The following is an 18692-nucleotide window of genomic DNA, read 5'->3' on the forward strand; positions in this document are numbered from 1 at the left end:
CCCCGGCGGCCGAGCCTCCCGCCGGGACGCCGTCAGCCCGATGCGACGACCAGGTCGACTCCCCGGACGAGCGTGCGGGCCGCGGACCGGGAGTCGCCCAGGTAGCCCGCGACCATCGCTCCGTCGCGTAGGGCGACCACCAGGTCGGCGGACTGCCGGGGGTCCGCGACGCCCATGGTCGCGAGGGCGTCCTCCAGCACCTGGTGGAACCACTCGCGGTGCGTCAGCACGGCTTGGTGGATCGGGCACTCCCGATCCGGGTACTCCGCGGCCGCGTTGATGAAGGGGCAGCCCCGAAACCCCGGACCGCAGATCTCCTCACCGATGCTGTGCGCGACGACACCGAGCAGGGCCGCACCTCCCCCCGTCTTCTCGGCCGCGACGGCCACCCGGGCCCGGATGCCCTGATCGGTGGCGTCCAGGTAGCCGCGCACCAGGTCGTCCTTGCCCTCGAAGTGCCGGTAGAAGGTGCCGCGCGCGACGTCGGCCTCCGCCATCACCCGGTCGACGCCGACAGCGCGGATCCCCTCCGTGTAGAAGAGCCTGCTCGCCGTGGTCAGCAGCCGCTCCCGTGCCGCCGACTTGCGGGCGGTCGTGGCAGGCCCGCTCTTCGTCTCGCTCATGGAGGCATTATATAGAACGTTCCTTCCACGATCTGGGGCAGGCGCAAGCAGGCACCTGGGCCACAGCACCATCGGGACAACGCGGCTGGGCCGCCGAACGGCCGCCGGTATGTTCCCCGGGCGCCGTCCGGCATTCCCGTCGGGAAGGTGCGGGCGGATGCGCGGACTGGCGCGCAAAGGACGCGCGGTCAATGCACGGGCCGAGGGCCGAATATTCCCCGGCAAGAGGGCGGGAAATTAACGTGAAGGACGAATGACCTCTGGCCGCCGGAATGGGTGCGCGCCGCTCACGGAACGACGGGGCGCCTTTCCACTCCCGGCGTCTTGCACGTTCCGGTATTTCTCGCCTGGCCGCCCCTGCCGTCGGACACGCGCCTGACGGCCGCTCCCACCTGGGCGGAGATCGTCGCAGCGACGGGGTTTCCGGCGGATGATCGTGTGCCCGGACGGCACACTACCCCCCGCAGACGCCCACCGGGTTCCCCCTTTCACTCAGTGAAAGAATTTTCTCCCGAGTTATCCAGGCCGCCGAAGGGACTGGTCGAAATACGGCTCGGCAACGTGATTCCGGAAGTTCGCGCGGTAGCATGAACTTCCCCTTGCCAGTGAATTCAAGGAATATCCGACCGAGTGGAACCCGGGCGGACGAGGACAGCTGACGGGAGTGTGTACGTGTGGGTTACGGCAACCCTTTCGATGACGGAGCCGCCGGCGCTCTTGTGGGGCGTGCCAAGGAACTGGATCGCATACGCGGCTTCCTCGGCGCCACCGACCGTGGCGGGGCGCTCCTGCTGTCGGGGCAGGCCGGGGTAGGCAAAACGGTCCTGCTCAACGCCGTGGCGGAGGCGGCGTCCGCGACCGGGACGCGGGTCCTGCGCGCGGCCGGCGTCGAGTTCGAGGCCGACGTGAGCTACTCCGGCCTCAACCAGCTCCTCTTCCCCCTCTCCGAGACGTTGGGTGATCTGGACAGCACCCATCAGGAGGCCCTTCGTGTCGCGCTGGGCTTCGGCAGCGGAGCGTCGCCGAACCGGCTCGTCGTGTCCAGCGCCACCCTCATGCTCCTTCGCCAGGTGGCCGCGCCCGGCTCCCTGCTGCTCGTCATCGACGACCTGCAGTGGGTGGACCGCGCCAGCGCCGCCGTGTTCGGTTTCGTCGCCCGCAGGCTCGGCGGCAGCCGGATCGGCTTCCTCGGCGCCGTGCGCCAAGGAAGCGAGACCTTCTTCCATCGCGGTGGACTCCCCGAGTACGAGGTGCCACCGCTGGACGAATCGTCGTCGCGGGCACTGCTCGACGCGCGATTCCCGAACCTCGCCGAACGAGTGCGGCGTCGGCTGCTGTCCGCGGCCGAAGGGAACCCGTTGGCTCTGCTCGAGTTGCCCAGGGTGCTGAGCGGGCAGCAGCGCATGGCGCTGGAGAACCTTCCCGCCGTCCTGCCGCTGAGCCGGCGGCTCCAGGCGCTGTTCGTCTCCCGGGTCTCCGGGCTCCCGGCTGCCGCCCGCCATCTGCTGCTGCTCGCCACGATGGACGGGACCGGCGATCTCGGGGTCCTGCACGCGGCGGCGCGGCAGGACGGTTGCGACGCCGACCTCGAAGATCTCGCCCCGGCCGAGCAGAACCAGCTGGTCACCGTCGACGAGGGCACCCGTAGGCTGGTCTTCCGCCACCCTCTGATCCGCTCGGCCGTCGTCGACGCCTCCTCCAGCGCCGAGCGCCGCGCGGCGCACCGGGCCCTGGCCCAGGCTCTGGCGCACCAGCCCGAGCGCCGGGCCTGGCATCTCGGAGAAGCGACCGTCGAGCCGGACGAGCAGGTCGCCACCCTGCTGGAGCAGGCCGCCCACCGCATCACGGCGCGCGGCGACGCCCTGGGGGCGGTTGCGGCGCTGAAACGGGCGGCCGATCTGAGTCCGCAAAGATCGGACCGGGCCCGCCGCCTGGCCGAGGCCGCCTACATCGGCGCCGACGCGACGGGGGAGCTGCGCGGCGTCTCGGAGCTGCTCGAGGACGCCCGTCGCGCCGACCCGGACCTGGCCGGGTCCCTGCACTCCGCGGCTGCCGCCGTCTATCTGGTCATCAACGGCGACGGGGACATCGACACGGCCCACCGCCTGCTGGCGGGCGCGATCGAGTCCGGCACCCACCAGTACGACGCCAAGGACAACGCCGTCGTCGACGCCGTGCACCTGCTGCTGCTCCTCAGCTTCTTCAGCGGTCGTGCGGAGCTGTGGGACCCCTTCTACACCGCGCTCTCCCGGTTGCGCCCGGAGCCGCCCGCACTGCTGTCCGTGGCCGGCAGGACCTTCTCCGACCCGGCGCGTTCGGGAGCGGCTGCGCTGGACCAGCTGGAGGGCATCCTCGGCGGACTTCCCGAGGAGACCGACCCCGGCCGCATCGTCAGGGTCGGCACCGCGGCGCTCTACCTCGACCGGTTGTCGGCCCTCCGCGAGCCCTCGTGGAAGGTCGTCCGCCAGGGACGGGACGGCGGCCCGGTGCGCCGGCACCTCGGCGCCTTGATGCACCTGTGCCTGAACGACTACCTGACCGGCAGGTGGGACGAGTGCGTCGAGCTGGCCGACGAAGGAGTCCAGCTCTGCGAGGACTCCGGATACCGGTTCTTCACCTGGTACTTCTGGTACTGCCGGGCTGTCGTCGCCGCCCCCCGCGGGGAGGACGCGACGGTCGGCCTCCTTACGGGCCGCATCACGCAGTGGGCCGCACCGCGGGGCGTAGGGACGGCACTGCACTACGCCCGGCACGTACGCACCGTGGCCGACCTCGGACGCGGCGACTTCACCAGCGCCTACCGGCACGCGACGGCGATCAGCCCGGCGGGCACCTTCGCCTCCCACGTGCCGCACGCCCTGTGGGTGATGATGGATGTCGTCGAAGCCGCGGTCCGCACCGACCGGCCGGCGGAAGCGGCCGCTCATGTGCGCGCCATCCGGGACAACGACATCGCCGCGCTCTCTCCGCGCCTCGCGCTCCTCGCCGGCGCTTCGGCCGCTCTGTGCGCCACGGACGACGAGGAGTCGGTGCGTCTGTTCGGCGAGGCACTGGCCCTGCCGGAAGTCGAGCAATGGCCGTTCGATCTGGCCCGGGTGCGGCTGGCCCACGGTGAACGGCTCCGACGGGCCCGGGCGAACGCGGAGGCCAGAGCACAGTTGGCGCTGGCCCACGACGCCTTCGCCGAGCTTCGTGCCCGCCCCTGGATGGATCGTGCGGCCAAGCAGCTGCGGGCCGCCGGATGGGTTGCGCCGAGGACCGAAGCGGGCGGGAAGGTGCTCACGCCGCAGGAGCGGGAGATCGCGGACCTGGCGGCATCGGGGCTGAGCAACAAGCAGATCGCCGAACGGCTCTATCTCTCGCACCGGACGGTCGGGGCGCACCTGTATCAGATCTTTCCCAAGCTCGGCATCACCTCCCGGGCAGCGCTCCGCGACGCGCTCGGGGCTTTGGGGGAATGAGGCCCACGCGCACGCCGGGTACCTTTCCGCTTCCGCCCTGACCGCGCCCTTCCGCGTCCGCCTAACCGCCGTCACCGGGCGCACCGGCGGTGACCCGCGGCGGGCGAGTGCCCTTCGGGCTGTCCACCACGGCTGCGACGGCCTGGGCCGTGCGGGCGAGACGCGCCGCGGTGACGGCCTGATCAGCGAGGTGGGCGTCGACTCGCTCGACCAGGCCGGGATACCGGCCCTCGTACGCCTGCGCCGCGTCGAGGTCGTCCGGACGGACCAGCCGCAGCCGCCGGCCGGTTGCGGACACGATCAGGTCGGCCACGACGGCCGTGGCCTCCACCCCGAAGCCGGCCAGCTCCTTCGCGTAGCTCGCCGCGAGATGGCCGATCGCCGCGACGCCTTCGGAGTGCAGGGCGAGATAGGGGGCCTCGCCCGCGGGGCCGCCGCCGGACGCCACCCAGACCAGCAGGCCGTCCCGGCGCTCGCGCATCTGCGGCAGTACGGCACGGTTCACCCGCTGGGTGGACAGCACGTTCGCGTCGTAGATCTGCGCCAACTGGTAGGGGGTGAAGGACTCGATTGGGCCCCGGGGCACAGGTCCCATCGTGTGGACCACGCAGTCGATTCGCCCGGCTTCCGCCGTGATGTCGGTGACCGCGGCTCTGACCGAGCGCTGATCGGCGACGTCGAGGTCGATCGGACGCGGCCGAGCGCCCCGGTGGCCCGTGGCCCGGTCCGGTTCGGCGGCGATCGGCGGACGGCCTGAGGTCGCGCCCATTCCGGCGTAGATGATGTGACCGGCCTCGGCCAAGGCCTGGGCGGTCGCCGCCCCGAGGCCGCTGGACGCCCCGGTGACAAGGATGATCTTCGACATCATGCTCCTCGGCGCATGGTGGGAGCGGTGAGGCGGCGGTAGTCCTGGCCGCGGACGGGCCATGACGGATCCGGCACCGGCGTGTGACCGCACGGGTACCTGCTCAGTATTGGTGCGGGTGGGACCGGCCCGCATAAGTCGTCCGACAGTGCCGACGACTGGGGTTCATGGCGGGTCCCGGTCCAAGTGGCGGGGCGGAATCCGCTCGCCCGGGCTCCGGGTGCCCACTCCTGGACCTTGCGCCCGAGGAATCCGGACCTTGCACGGTCCGCGGCGCCCGCTCCGCCGCCCGGCGACCGGGCGGACACCTGGCGCGCTGTCGAAACGACTGCCCGGCACGGCTCGGCGACCGGCCTTTCCGCAGGCGTTCGACGGATGTGGGCCCGGTGCCTACGGCGACACTCTGGGGGCGCTGCGGGAGGCCGGCGCGTACTGCCCGGCCTGGCGCGGTCCGGATTCGTGCTCGGTACAGGGGGACGCGGGCTCGGCATGCGCCCGCTCGTACGCGCCGGCCATGTTCCGACGGTTCGCCCCGTGCCTTCATGGCTCCGCTTGCGTGCCGACACCGGCCCGGCTAGCGTTTAGTGAACAGAACGTTCTATTCGTTTTGGAGGTCCGCATGAGTGAGCCCCATGCCCACGAGGCAGGCACGATCGTGCTCATCCACGGTCTGTGGGTGAACCCGCGCAGCTGGGAGGGGTGGAAGCACCACTACGAGGCGCGCGGGTACAGAGTCCTGGCCCCCGCCTGGCCCGGTCTCGACCGCGAGGTGGAGGAGCTGCGGCGCGACCCCTCGGGCATCGCCGGGGTCGGCCTGCTCGAGGTGGTCGACCACTACGAGCGGATCATCCGCGACCTGCCTCATCCGCCCATCCTCATGGGCCATTCGTTCGGCGGCACCATCGTGCAGATCCTGCTCGATCGGGGCCTGGGCAGTGCCGGGGTCGCCATCGACTCGGCGGCCGTCAAGGGTGTGCTTCCGCTGCCGCTGTCGACCCTCAAGTCGGCGTGGCCGGTGCTGGGGAACCCGGCCAACAAGAACAAGGCTGTCTCCCTCACAGCGCGGCAGTTCCACTACGCCATCACCAACACGCTCAGCGAGACCCAGTCCGACGCCCACTACGAGCGCTACGCCGTCCCCGGATCGGCGCGGGTCCTCTTCCAGGGGGCGTTCGCCAACTTCAACCCCCGGGCCGCGACCCGGGTCGACTTCCGCAACAACCGCAGGGCCCCGCTGCTGTTCATCGCGGGAGAGGCCGACCACATCGTCCCGCCCAAGGTGAACAGGGCGAACTGGCGCCTGTATCGCAAGTCCCCCGCCGTCACCGAGTACCAGGAGTTCCGCGGGCGCTCGCACTTCATCATCGGCCAGGACGGCTGGAAGGAAGTCGCGGACCACGCATTGAACTGGGCCGAGGAACACCTTCCCGCCCACGTGTGACCGCGGACCGCGGACCCGCGGATCGCGGGACCCGCCGGCCGCCGGCCCTGATGTGCCGGTCTTTGACCTCATGAACGCGCCGTCCGTCACCGGCGGTCCGGCGCGGCGCCCCCGCCGCCCGCGGGGGCTCTCCCGGGGACGCGATCGTCGTGTGCCCCGTCAGCGCGGGCGTGTGTGCCCGCCACAACAACCCCATCGCACAAGGAGAAATCCATGCTTCGCCGCCGTACGTTCCGTATCGCCGTTCTCACGGTGACCGGTGTCGCCCTTGCCGGCGGGGTGACCGCATTCGCGTCGGCCTCTCCCGCCCGCCACTCGGCGCCGAAGCCGACCGTCGTCCTGGTCAACGGCGCCTGGTCCGACGCCGCCGGCTGGAAGGGCGTCATCAACCGCCTGCAGAAGGACGGCTACCCGGTCGTCGCGCCGCCCACCGGTCTGCGCGGCGTGTCCGCCGACTCCTCCTACCTGGCCGCCTACCTCAAGACCATCCAGGGCCCCGTCGTCCTGGTCGGCCAGTCCTACGGCGGCTCGGTCATCACCAACGCCGCCACCGGAAACAAGAACGTCAAGGCGCTCGTCTACATCTCCGCCTTCGCACCGGACAAGGACGAGTCCGTCGAGGGCCTGACCAAGAAGTTCCCCGGCTCCCAGATCAGCAACGACCCCGACGCCCAGATCCCCACCGCCCTCTTCCCCGTCCCCTTCCCCAAGGCCGACGGCAGCACCGGGGTCGACCTGTACGCCAAGGCCGACCAGTACCGCAACCTCTTCTTCAGCAACCGCGTCAGCGCCAGGACCGCCGCCGAACTCGCCGCCACCCAGAGCCCCGCCGCCCCCGAGGCGCTCGGCGAAGGCTCCGGCGAGCCCGCCTGGAAGACCATCCCGTCCTGGTACCTCGTCTCCAAGGACGACCATGTGATCCCGCCCGCCACCGAGCGCTTCATGGCCAACCGAGCCCACGCCCACACCGTCGAGGCCGACACCCCGCACGCCGCGCAGGTGACCGACCCCGGCATCGTCACCGACCTCATCAAGAAGGCCGCCGGAACCGTCCACTGACGGCGGCCGGGCCGCGGCGTCGCCCGGCGGCCCGGCGCACCGCCCCGCACGGCGGCCCAGGTCGTCGTGCGGGGAGGGGCCGTGGCCGGTCGCCCGGCGAACGGCACGGAGTCCGTCCCGCACACGAAGGAAGGGGCATGGACATGTCCGATGAGCACGGCATGTCGGTGACCGACAAGGTCCTGGCGCTGCTCGGGGCCTTCTCGTACGAAAACCCCGCACTCACCCTCACCGAGTTGTCCAGGCGAACGGGGCTGTCGCTGCCGACGGTTCATCGTCGTGCTGCCGAACTCCTCGCCTGGGGAGCCCTGGAGCGCGGACCCGACCGGCGCTACCGGGTGGGTCTGCGGCTGTGGGAGGTGGCCACCCTCGCGCCTCGCGGCTTCCCGCTGCGCGATGCCGCTCTGCCGATCCTGCAGGACCTGTACGACGTGACGAAGGAGCACCACATCCATCTCTCCGTGCGAGACCACCTGGACGTCGTCTTCCTGGAGCGGCTGAGCGCGCCGGGCGCCCCGCAGGCCGACAGCCGGGTGGGAGGCCGCTTCGGCGCATTCGCCACGGGAGCGGGACTCGTCCTGCTCGCCCACGCGCCCGACGACGTCCAAGAGGAGTACCTGAGCACCCCACCGCGTCGCTACACCAGCAACACGGTCACCTCTCCCGCCCGGCTCCGCTACCTGCTGGCCGAGGTCCGCAGGGACGGGTACGCCAGCAGCGACAGAATGGTGGGGCCGGACGTCCACTGCGTCGGAGCGCCGATCCACGGTGCGGGCGGCTCGGTCGTGGCGGCCCTGTCGATCGCCTTCAGGGCGGGCAGCCAATCCCCCCAGTCGCTCGCTCCCGTCGTTCGCGCGGCGGCACGAAGAGTTTCCCTCGCCTTGCGCGAGTGAACCCGCCGCGGGTCGGTCGACGGCCGCGACCGAGCCTCCTCGGCGGCCACGAAGAGGCCGGCGGCGACGCACCGAGGTGCTGACCGCTCAAGCCGCCAAGCTCGTCGGGGCCTCAACTCACCCTTCCAGCCCGCGATGGCACGAAAGCCGCGCCATGTTGATACGACACCTTGCTTCCAGGAACATCCGGCCGCTCCTCGGACTCGTGATGCCGCGCCGCCCGCTCGCTCCCGTCTCCGCGCCTGGAAGCGATGACGGAGCCCGCTTGCACCAGACGTCCGGCCCCGGAGTCCCCCAGCGGCCGAAGGCACATGGCCGTGGCGCCGGACCGTTGGGCACGCGCGGCCAGGCTGTGACTCCGCTCCTGCTGATCGTGACCATCACCTTGGGTGCGTCGTTCGCGCCCCTGGCGGTGCACCTGTCCCCACTGCTCGTGGCCGCCCCCACGTGCACGGCGACATTCGCACGAACACGCTTCACGGCCGTCGTCGCGCTCCTGGCAGCCGCGGCGGTGCTCCTCGTGGACCGTCACGACGGCCTGCTGCACTCACCGCTGCTGCCCATTCACATCGGCGCGATGCTCATGGTCTCCGCGTTCGTCATCGCCGCCCGGGCGCTGCATGACCGCGACTTGCGGGAACTGGCCCAGGTACGGGCTGTCTCCGAAACGGCCCAACGTGTGCTGTTGCGGCCGATCCCCCCGGAGCTGGGCCGCTTCCGTGTCGCCTCGATGTACCGCGCCGCGACGGCACACGCGCTGGTGGGCGGTGACCTGTACGCAGCGGCCCGCACCGGCCGGGCCACACGTCTGCTCATCGGAGACGTCCGCGGAAAGGGCCTGCCGGCCGTCGATGACGCCTGCGCCGTCCTGGGTGCTTTCCGTGAGGCCGCCCAGCAGTACCGCACGCTCCCGGAACTCGCGGCCTCCCTGGAACGCAGCGTCCGCAGGCACCTGGGCGAGCTGACCGCGATCGCGCCCGACAGCAGCGAGCGGTTCATCACCGCCCTGCTGATCGAGCTCCCCGACGACGAGGAGATCGTGAGGGTGGTCAGCTGCGGGCACCCGCCGCCCCTGCTGCGCCAGGGCGACCAGGTCACGCTGCTGCCGGTCGCCCGGCCCGCCCCGCCGTTGGGGCTCGCGGCGGACACGCCCAGCGCCTTCCGCCTCGACACTGTCGCCTTCGGTCCGGGAGACACGCTGCTTCTCTACACCGACGGACTGGCCGAGGCCCGGGACTCCGCCGGCGAGTTCTTCCCCGTCCTCGACCGTGCCGCTACGTGGACCTGGGACTGCCCCCGCCGTCTCGTACAGCACGTCGGCCTCGATGTGGACCGGTATGTGGGCAGGAACCTCCAGGACGACCTGGCCCTTGTCGCCGTCCATCACGCAACGCACCCCGTCCACGCCGGACAGGCGCCACCGTGAACATCCAGAGCCCGAAGACCCGCACACCCGCGTACTGCCCCCTCGCCCTTGCGCCACCCACCGTGCGCATCAATCTCAGGCGCTGCGCGTCACGTCAGAAGGGACGGTGACGAGAATGGCCACGTCCAGACTCCTCCTGCTCCGGCACCCGAGCGCGCTGCTCGCCGTCTATCTCGCTGCCGCCTGCGCACTGCAGCTGGATGCCTCCGCAGGGGGCTTGGTCCGCTGGTCGGACTACTCGGTCCTGGCACCCGTGATGGCGGCGGCCCTGCTGCCCTTCAGGCACACCCTGATCGTCGGGGCTTCCACGCTGGCGACCAGCGTGGTCATCTACGGTTTCGTGATTCCGGGCGTGTCGGACGGCGGGCGGGCGGTTGTCATCGCCGCGGCCCTCCTTTCCCTGGGCATGAGCCTGGCCATCTGCCGAGTCCGGGTCCGCCGGCAAGCGAGGTGTGCCTTCGCCGTGCCTGCGCCGAGCGGTGAACGGACGAGCCGGATCGCCTCTGCACCACGTCAGGCACCCGGCGGTCTGTGCGCCTCCCTGCCGGCCGGGGGGCCACCGCCCGGGCGCCTGCCGCAACCGGCGCCCGTGGATCTCGCATACGGCCGGGCCGACGACGGAAGGCCACAGGCCCACTGGCTGGACGTCATCCCCCTGCCCGGAGCCCGGGTGGCGCTGGTCGCCGCCAGCGTGACCGAGGACGGAGAACCGGCCCCCATCCTGGTGCCCGAACTCCGCGCCGCGGTGCGCACGCTGGCGGACATCGACATGCGACCGGACGAGATGCTCAGCCATCTGCAGGACGTCCTCCACCGGCTGCAACCGGACGACGCCGCCCACGACGTCACGGCACGCTGCCTCTACGCCGTCTACGACCCCGTCACGGCGGACTGCACCCTCGCCTGCGCCGGGCATCCCGCGCCCATCGTCATCAGCCCCGACGGTGTGACCATCGCCGTCGACCTGCCCTCCGGAACACCGCTCGGACGCGCACGAGCACATGTCGCGACCGCGGAGATCCGGCTCGGCAAAGGCAGCGTGCTCCTGCTGCACACACACTCCGGGAAGCGAACCGGTTCCGAGACCGGGGCCGATGGATCCCCCGTGCGCGAACGACGCATCGAACCCCGGTCATCGCTCGCAGCCACCTGCCGTACCGCCCTGCGGGCCCTTGCGACAGAGGGCGGCCCCCGTCAACTGCGTGTGCTCGCCGTACGGACCCGCACACTCGACACCACCACCGTGGCCACGTGGGACCTCACCGCCGAGCCGGCGGCCGTCTCCGCCGCGCGCAAACATGTCACCGCCCAGCTGACGGCATGGGGCCTGGACGAGGCCACTCCCACCACCGTCCTGATCGTCAGCGAACTGGTCACCAACGCCATCCGCCACGCGCAGCCGCCGCTGCGTCTCCGCCTGATCCGCTGCGACACCAGCCTGACCTGCGAGGTCACCGACGGCGGCACCACATCCCCGCACCTTCGACGCGCCCGCACCTTCGACGAAAGCGGCCGCGGGCTGTTCATCGTCGCCCAACTCACCCAGCGCTGGGGCACCCGCCATCACCCGCAAGGAAAGACCATCTGGGCCGAACACACCCCGCAACACGAGACATAGAGAGCGCACCGTGCGTTGCCTCAGAGCAGGCACTCGTCCGGGGCGACGCCGTGGGCGTGTCCGGACGGCACGGTTACGGAATGCCGACAGATCGCGGCGGACGGCCGGGCCGCTCGGGGTCTGCGCTCTGCGCGGTCCTGCTCCTTGGCCTCCTCGCGCCTTGGACGGCCATCTCCTCCCGTATCAGGCGGGCCAGTTCCGCGGGGTGCGAGAGGAACGGCGAGTGCCCGCTGTCCATCGAGCGGACGCGGTCGGCCTGCCGGGCCATGGAGTACTGGAACGCGGCAGGAATCGCGCGGTCCTGCTCGCAGACGATGTACGAGCTCGGTACGTCGCGCCAGACGGCCCGGGTGAGAGGCTGGGTGACCGAAGCGAGCGACTGCTTGCGCAGAGTCGCCGCGACGGACTCCGCCAGTTGCGGGTCGACGCCGTTGTACAGCACTTCCACCGGATCGGACACGCCGAAGCAGCCCGGACGGTCGCCTTCCTCCTCATCGACGTCCCAGTACGGGGGATGCACGCCTCCCGTCGGTGTCAGCACCGTGTCGCCGACGTCCTGCATCATCGCCACCAGGTAGATCACCCGCACGATGCCGGCCCCCGCCGGCGTCTGCGACACGGGCGCTCCCCCGTAGGAATGACCGAGGACCACCGCTGGTCCTCCGATCTCCCCCAGGGCGGCTTCGATGCGAGCCGCATCCGCGTACAGGTCCCCGAGGAGTTCGGGGTCCTCCCCGGTACTGGGCAGGCGCACGGCCCTCACGTCCACATCGGGGAGACACCGGGCCAGGAACCGCCAGGCGGGGAAGTCGTGCCAGGCGCCGTGGACGAGGAGCAGAGCCGGAAGTGGCATGAGAGAACTTTCGGGTAGGCAGGGGAATCGGGCGGGCCGAGCCGATCACAGGCGGCCGAGGTCCGGATCACGGGATGGTCGATGAGTGCACGTCGCATCGCCGGGCAAGCGGCACCGTGACGGGGACGTCCTGGCCGGGCATCGTCAGGGGGTGCAGGTGGAGGCCTGCAGGAACCGCCTCGGCGCTGCCCCCGGGTCGCTCGCGGCGTCCCGTAGCTCCGTCAGCATCTCGCAGAAGGCCATGACGTCTTCCTCGGTCACCGGCTCAACCTACTGATCTGCGATCATCGCCGTATGGCGTTCACCGAGGAGCTCGCCCGGGCCGTGCTCGCGGCGGACGGGCAGGACGGCGCGAAGCTGATCGCGCTCGGGGAGAACGCGGTCTTCGAGCTCGCGGACGGCGTGACCGTCGCGAAGGTCGGCCGCGGTCCCGAACTGCTGGAGCGGGCCGCCCGCGAGGTGCGCACGGCGTCCTGGCTGGCCGGCCGCGGTGTCCCCGCGGTGCGTGCGGCGGCGCCGGAGGCCCGGCTGGTCGAGGGGCACCCGGTGACGTACTGGGAGCGGCTGCCGGACACCGTGCGGCCCGCGGAGCCCACCGACCTCGCCGCGCTGCTGCGGCTCGTACACGCCCTGCCCGAGCCGGACTTCGCCCTGCCGCGCCGCGACCTGCTGGACGGCGTCGAGCGGTGGCTGCGGCTGGCCGGAACGGCGATCGAGCCCGCGGACGCCGCCTATCTGCGCGAGCGCAGGGACGGCTTCGCCGCCGCGGCCGCCGCGCTGAGCCCGCGTCTGGCTCCGGGGCCGATCCACGGCGACGCGCTGCCGCGCAACGTGCACGTGGGCCCCGACGGGCCGGTCCTGGTCGATCTGGAGACCTTCTCCGGCGATCTGCGCGAGCACGACCTGGTCGTCATGGCGCTCAGCCGGGACCGCTACGGCCTCGATCCCGCCGCCTACGACGCCTTCACCGCCGCCTACGGCTGGGACGTGCGCGAGTGGGACGGCTGCGCGGTGCTGCGCGGGGCACGGGAGACCGCCAGTTGCGCCTGGGTGGCGCAGCACGCGCCGGGCAACCCGGCGGCGCTCGCCGAGTTCCGCCGCCGTGTGGCCTCGTTGCGCGACGGCGATCCGTCGGTGCGCTGGTACCCCTTCTGACCCCTTCCGACCCCGTCGCGCCGGCCCGGCTGGGAGGATGGGCGCTCCTCCAGCCAAGGTGGTGTCCATGCCGGATCCGCTGATCGTCCGCCGTGTCCTCGCCGACCGTCCCTTCGCCGAGATGGGCGAGCCGAGCGTCGCCGCGGCGGACCCGCGGCTCGGGTGCGTCGTCGTGGGCGGCGACATGGGGTGGATCCACTGGCCGAACTCGGGGCGGGCCCCGATCGACCGGTGGCCGCAGTACCGCATCGGTGTCTACGACGCCGACGTCCCGCGCTGCCGTCAGGTGTACGACTGCCGGTGGCCGGTGAACTCGGTCGCCTTCCACCCGTCCCTCCCGCTCGTGGCCGTCGGCACCGGGCGGTACGACGGCAGTTGGGACTTCGAGGGCCAAGCGTTTCTGATGGACCTGGAGTCGGGGGAGATACGGCCGCTCCTCGACGGCGGGCGGGAGGTCTCCTCCGTCCGATGGCTGGACGACCGGCGGCTGCGGCTGGTCGTCTCCCCCGAGGACAAGGAGTACGAGTACGCCTTCAGCCATGGCTTCGAGGCCGTCCTGGAACGCGACGACTGGCCGGCCGTGCCCGCCCGTTCCTTCGGGTACCGCGACCTGATGGGCCCGCGCGTCCGGTACGAGGACCCCCGGGACCAGGTGCGCGCCCGTGCCGGGGAACTGCTCACGGAGCTCAGCGGCGCCCTGGGCACGGCGTGGGCGCCGCGCCGCCAGGTGCGGGCGGTCGAGGTGCTCGCCGACGGACGGGTGCTGGCCACGGCCGAGGGCGCGCGGCTGGAGTGCTGGCTGCCGTCGGGGGAGCTCCAGTGGAGCGTCCCGGACCCGGACGGCGCCCGGCAGATCCATGTCGCCGCCGACCAGGCCTCGGCCTGGGTCAACGTGCAGCACACCGTGCGCCGGGCCGGGTCGGGATGGCAGGGCCACGGCACCCTGGTCGAGCGGTTGTCGCTGGCGGACGGAGGCTCTCTCGCGGCCTTCGAACCGGGTCACGCCGTGACGTTCGCAGGGAGCCGCGACGGGCGGCTGGTCATCCGGGCGGGAGCGCCGGCCCAGCCGGGCGGTGAGACCCGCCTCCTCGGACCCGACGGAACGGAGGCGGCCCGCTTCACGCTGACGGCGAGCGACTTCCGCCTGCGGCGCGGCGCGGACCCGCTGTTCGTGGAGGACCTGCACACGCATCCCAAGGGCCAGGCGTGGATCGGCGCGCTCGCCACGGGCGAGCCGGGCGCCGATCCCCACCTGCGCAGGCTCTTCGCCCTGGACTGGGAGTCCGGGCGCGGCTCCCACCTGTTCCCGGGCCCGGCCGTCCAACTGGACGGCGGAGCCCTGGTGCAGGCCGCCGTGGTCAGGGACCACGGGGAGGCGCTCGCGCGGAACGCCTTCGTGGTCCGGCGCCGCCTCCCGGACGGCGCGCCTCAGTGGGTGTTCGCCGCCGACGGGCCGGTCACGGCCCTGGACGGGGACGAGGACACCGTCTTCGCCGCCCACCGGTCCGGGGAGATCACGGCGCTCGACGCACGGACCGGCAGCCCGCGCCGGCGGTACCGGCTGCGCGCCGGCGGGCACGTGGTCGTGCCCCTGTCGCTGACGGCGGCCGGCGCCGGCAGGTTGCTGGTCGGCACCGTGGACGGGCGGATCCTCGACTGCGAGACCTCCGGACCGGCGGACCCCGCGGTCACCTCGGCCGGGGGATGACCGGCCAGGCCCTTTCGACGACGGCCGCCGGGTCGGCGGTGCGCCGCAGATAGGCCTGCAGGGAGGCGGACTGCTCGGCCGCCGCGCGGACCTGAAGGTCGTGCAGGTCCGCCAGCGACATCAGGCCGACGGGCTGGTGCCGCTCCCCCAGCCGGCGCACCACGCGGGCCGCGGCCAGTGCGTCCGCCCGCGCGTCGTGGGCGCCCTCCAACGGCACGCCGTAGTGGGCGCACAGCGCCTGGAGGGCGCGCCTGCCCTTGCGGTACTTGTCGACGTGCTTGTCGATGACCAGCGGGTCGATGACCGGCGAGGGGACGCTCCCCAGCCGTTCGCCGACCGATGCGACGCCGTGCCGCCGGCACTCCCGGTCCAGCAGGGACAGGTCGTAGCGCGCGTTCATCACCACCAGCGGTGTCCCGGAGCGCAGCACCTCGGCGACGTCGTGGGCGATCTCCTCGATCGCCGCTCCGGCCGGTGCACCGTGCGCGCGGGCGTGCGCGGTCGAGATGCCGTGGATGGCGGACGCCTGTTCCGGTATCGCCACACCGGGGTCGAGCAGCCAGGTCCGTTCCTCAGAGACGGCCCCGTCGGCCTCCAGCCGCAGGACGGCGGCGGTGACGATGTGGTCGGTCTCGACGTCCGTGCCGGTGGTCTCCAGGTCGAAGGCGACCAGCGGGCCGCTGATCCAGCTCATCGCGCGGCTCCCGTGCCCGCGGTGCGGGCGCTCCCCGCGCCGCGCGGGCGGGCGCCCGCCGCCCCCCGCCCGAAGCCGGCCGGCCGTGTCCGGCGTCGTCCCATGCTCATTGGCGTATGTCCTTCCCGCTGTTCCCCCGTGTGCCGCTCCATCATCCCGCGCGCCACTGACACTCCTCCGGCCGGGCTGCGGGGGCCGCCGGCCGGGCGCGGCTCCGGCTGCCCGTCAGGAGACCGGACGGGAGTCGGTCCAGACGCCCTCGAACTCCTCACGATAGATCTCGAACAGCCCGTGCTCGGCCTCGGGGGTCTGGTCGGCCTTGGTCTGGACGAGGTCCCGCGGCCCCCCGCGCAGGATGAGGACCGGGGCCTCCATGCCGCGCGCCTTGCGCAGGTAGGGCTGGACGACCGCGATGCCGTCCGAGGTGTCGCCGTCCACGAGGTAGGCGGTGAAGCGCGGGGTCTCGTCGAAGACCCGGATCTCGAACGCCGCGGTGTCCCGCAGCCGGGCCCGCACCCGCCGCATGTGCATGATGTTCATCTCGACGGAGCGGCTGAGCTCGCCGCGGCCGAGTCCGAGTTCGCGCTCACGGCGGCGGACGGCGCTGCTCGCCGGGTTGAGGAAGAGCAGCCGCACCCGGCAGCCGGACTCCGCCAGGCGCACCAGCCGCTTGCCCGAGTAGTTCTGCACCAGCAGGTTGAGCCCGATGCCCACGGCGTCCAGCCGCCGGGCGCCTCCGAACAGGTCCTCCGCGGGAAGCTGCCGCTGCAGTCGCACCCGGTCCGGGTAGATGCCGACGACGTCGGCGTAGCGGTCGGCGACGAGTTCCTCGACGGCGTCGACGGGCAGCCGCTCGGCGGACGGGTAGCCGGGCCCGGAGCCGAGCATGTCCAGCAGCCGCGCGGCGGCCCGCTCGGCCTGGTCCAGGACGGTGCGGGACAGGGCGCGGTTGCGGGAGACGACGTGCCGGGCCACCTCCAGTTCGTCCAGGGCGAGTTCGAGATCGCGGCGGTCGTCGAGGTAGGGCTCGAAGCACGGCCAGTGCTGGATGGCGAGCTCGCGCAGTTGCGGCAGCGTCAGGAAACTGAGGATGTTGTCGTCGGCGGGGTCGAGCAGGAATCCCTTGCGGCGGCTGACCTCGCGCACCGCCGCGGCCCGCTGGACCCACTCGTGGCCGGCCGGGCCGGCGGCCGCGACCACCCATTCGTCGCCGTGCACGGGTTCGTAGATCGGGCGCAGCACGGCGTTCACGACGGCGCGCAGTCGCTGCTCGACGAGGTTGAGCCACACATATGCCCGTCCGGCGCGCCGGGCGCGGGTGCGCACCTCGGCCCACTCGTCGGCGCCCCAGTCCAGTTCCGCTCCGATCTCCAACGGCAGCGCGAGGGAGGCCGTACCGGTGCTTCCTTCGCCGATGCCGCCGCCCGGGTCCCCCTGATCACCACCACCGGGGAGCACCAGACCTCCCGACATCACGACTGCACCCGCCTTCCCGCCCCCGTCCACGATCAAGGAAGGGTACTGCGGGGCGGGAGGCGGTGCAGCCGTAACGACGCTACTTCACCACATGCTTACCGGGTTCGCCGGACAACACCCCTAGTGTCCCTGCCCGTTGTGACCCGAGAGCTCGTCCGGGGTGAGCGGGCTCATCGCGGTCACATCGCGCGGCGCGAGCTGGAAGCCCTGCCAGTGGATCGGCATGGGGCTCTGGTCCTCGTCGCGCGGGATGTGGTGGAAGCCGACGTTGACCCACATGACCGGGTGCCTGAGGGCCTCGCCGTCCGCCCACTTGTCCACCGAGGTCCCCCGGCCGTTGCACGCCGGGTCGCTGTTCCCGCTGGCCAGCTGCTCGCAGGCGCGGTACTGGGTGACGTACACGTCCTTCGAGGTGTAGGCGTGGACGTCGTAGCGATCGGAGTGCTGCCGGACCAGTTCCCAGGAGCGCGGGTGTCCGTCGGCGTTCCGGCCGGCCGCGGAGACCACCCGCCACCAGCGGCGCAGTGCGGAGTTGGCGGCGAGCTCCTTGGTGACGGGGGTCCTGGTGGTCTTCAGGATGGCGGAGCCGGCCCCCTGGCCCGCCTTCTTGGTGTCGTACTGCTCGACCTTGGCCCGGGTGGAGCCGTCCAGGCCGAAGTTCAGCCGCCAGAAGACCGAGTGGTAGTGGCTGGTGGAGTGGTCGTGGTCGCCCTCGCCGATGGGCCAGCCGGTGCCCTCGCCGCTGTAGTCGCCGGGCGAGAGGTCGCCCGTGGCGCCCATCTTGGCGGTGATGGTGCCGTCGTCGGAGAAGTTCCACTGGGTGACGTACTCGTACCAGCCGAGCTGGGAGACGGAGAAGACCACCAGGTCGCTGCCCTGCTTGGTGTACTTCTTCGTGTTGCCGCGGTCGTCGCCGACGTCGCTGCGGTAGGCGTAGCCGCGCGGCGCGGTGGTGGTGCACAGCGCCTTCACGTTCCGTTCCTGCTGCGGGATGTAGGCGGAGCTGATGGTCCCGCCGGGGCACTCCTCGGGGCCGATGTCGACGGCGGTGTTGCCGAATCCGATGTCGGACAGGTCGTTGTACTCGGTCAGCCCGGAGTCGTAGGGGACGTTGACCTGCGCGAGCGTGGCCGAGGTCAGCACCTTGAGGGGCTGCGGTTCCTTCCTCGGCTTGTACGCGATCTTCTCCAGGACCAGCCCCTTGGTGCCGCTCATGCGCCAGCACATGCTCCAGCCGGTGCCGTTCGGCAGGGTCTTGGTGATGGCGGTCGCGGTGCCGCAGTCCACCGCGGCCGCGGTGCCGGCCCGGGGGGCCGCGGCGGCCTCCCCGGACGTGGAGCCCGCGACGAGAGCGGGCAGCATCAGGAGCGCCGAGGCCGTACCGAGGGCCCGGCGCGCATTCGTGGTGCGCATGGTTGTG

14 protein-coding genes are annotated in these 18692 nt (G+C 72.0%); 8 read left to right on the forward strand and 6 right to left on the reverse strand.

Annotated elements, in window-relative coordinates:
* Positions 1-32: 32 nt before the first annotated feature.
* Complete coding sequence (locus tag AB0F62_RS13865; protein ID WP_361796881.1) at positions 33-623, reverse strand: TetR/AcrR family transcriptional regulator; 591 nt, start codon at positions 621-623, stop codon at positions 33-35.
* A gap of 719 nt (positions 624-1342) precedes the next feature.
* Between AB0F62_RS13865 and AB0F62_RS13870 the strand changes: the two genes are divergently transcribed.
* Positions 1343-4084 (forward strand): AAA family ATPase, encoded by a 2742-nt coding sequence (locus tag AB0F62_RS13870; RefSeq protein WP_361796883.1) that lies wholly within the window; start codon positions 1343-1345, stop codon positions 4082-4084.
* A gap of 61 nt (positions 4085-4145) precedes the next feature.
* On the opposite strand, the gene AB0F62_RS13875 is transcribed toward AB0F62_RS13870, so the two are convergent.
* Complete coding sequence (locus tag AB0F62_RS13875; RefSeq protein WP_361796886.1) at positions 4146-4949, reverse strand: SDR family NAD(P)-dependent oxidoreductase; 804 nt, start codon at positions 4947-4949, stop codon at positions 4146-4148.
* 619 nt (positions 4950-5568) lie between these two features.
* Here AB0F62_RS13875 and AB0F62_RS13880 point away from each other — a divergent pair.
* The 5 genes from AB0F62_RS13880 (at position 5569) to AB0F62_RS13900 (ending at position 11386) form a co-directional block, all read left to right on the forward strand.
* On the forward strand, positions 5569-6390 hold the full coding sequence (locus AB0F62_RS13880) for an alpha/beta hydrolase (RefSeq protein ID WP_361796889.1): 822 nt from the start codon (positions 5569-5571) through the stop codon (positions 6388-6390).
* A gap of 213 nt (positions 6391-6603) precedes the next feature.
* Positions 6604-7449, forward strand: a complete 846-nt coding sequence (locus AB0F62_RS13885; RefSeq protein WP_361796892.1) for an alpha/beta hydrolase — start codon at positions 6604-6606, stop codon at positions 7447-7449.
* A gap of 137 nt (positions 7450-7586) precedes the next feature.
* Positions 7587-8342 carry an IclR family transcriptional regulator gene (locus AB0F62_RS13890; protein WP_361796895.1) on the forward strand — a complete coding sequence of 252 codons (756 nt, stop codon included), beginning with the start codon at positions 7587-7589 and terminating at the stop codon, positions 8340-8342.
* Between the two features lie 373 nt (positions 8343-8715).
* Positions 8716-9768 carry a PP2C family protein-serine/threonine phosphatase gene (locus AB0F62_RS13895; protein WP_361796898.1) on the forward strand — a complete coding sequence of 351 codons (1053 nt, stop codon included), beginning with the start codon at positions 8716-8718 and terminating at the stop codon, positions 9766-9768.
* A gap of 115 nt (positions 9769-9883) precedes the next feature.
* On the forward strand, positions 9884-11386 hold the full coding sequence (locus tag AB0F62_RS13900; protein ID WP_361796901.1) for an ATP-binding SpoIIE family protein phosphatase: 1503 nt from the start codon (positions 9884-9886) through the stop codon (positions 11384-11386).
* Between the two features lie 73 nt (positions 11387-11459).
* Here AB0F62_RS13900 and AB0F62_RS13905 read toward each other — a convergent pair whose 3' ends face one another.
* Complete coding sequence (locus AB0F62_RS13905) at positions 11460-12239, reverse strand: alpha/beta hydrolase (protein ID WP_361796904.1); 780 nt, start codon at positions 12237-12239, stop codon at positions 11460-11462.
* Positions 12240-12533: 294 nt separating this feature from the next.
* On the opposite strand from AB0F62_RS13905, the gene AB0F62_RS13910 reads away from it, so the two are divergent.
* Complete coding sequence (locus AB0F62_RS13910; protein WP_361796907.1) at positions 12534-13394, forward strand: aminoglycoside phosphotransferase family protein; 861 nt, start codon at positions 12534-12536, stop codon at positions 13392-13394.
* A gap of 67 nt (positions 13395-13461) precedes the next feature.
* Positions 13462-15102, forward strand: coding sequence for a hypothetical protein (locus AB0F62_RS13915; RefSeq protein ID WP_361796910.1), 1641 nt, complete (start codon positions 13462-13464; stop codon positions 15100-15102).
* Here the strand turns inward: AB0F62_RS13915 and AB0F62_RS13920 are convergent.
* From AB0F62_RS13920 to AB0F62_RS13930, 3 genes are all read right to left on the reverse strand, one after another.
* The gene (locus tag AB0F62_RS13920) at positions 15083-15796 is read right to left on the reverse strand and encodes a 3'-5' exonuclease (RefSeq protein WP_361796913.1); all 714 of its coding nucleotides are present in this window, start codon (positions 15794-15796) and stop codon (positions 15083-15085) included. The genes AB0F62_RS13915 and AB0F62_RS13920 overlap by 20 nt on opposite strands.
* 225 nt (positions 15797-16021) lie before the next feature.
* Positions 16022-17269 carry an SAV2148 family HEPN domain-containing protein gene (locus tag AB0F62_RS13925; protein WP_361796916.1) on the reverse strand — a complete coding sequence of 416 codons (1248 nt, stop codon included), beginning with the start codon at positions 17267-17269 and terminating at the stop codon, positions 16022-16024.
* 123 nt (positions 17270-17392) lie between these two features.
* Complete coding sequence (locus tag AB0F62_RS13930; protein WP_361796919.1) at positions 17393-18685, reverse strand: copper amine oxidase; 1293 nt, start codon at positions 18683-18685, stop codon at positions 17393-17395.
* Between the last annotated feature and the right edge of the window lie 7 nt (positions 18686-18692).

It is taken from the genome of Streptomyces sp. NPDC026673 (genome assembly GCF_040638135.1).
Lineage (GTDB): Bacteria > Actinomycetota > Actinomycetes > Streptomycetales > Streptomycetaceae > Actinacidiphila.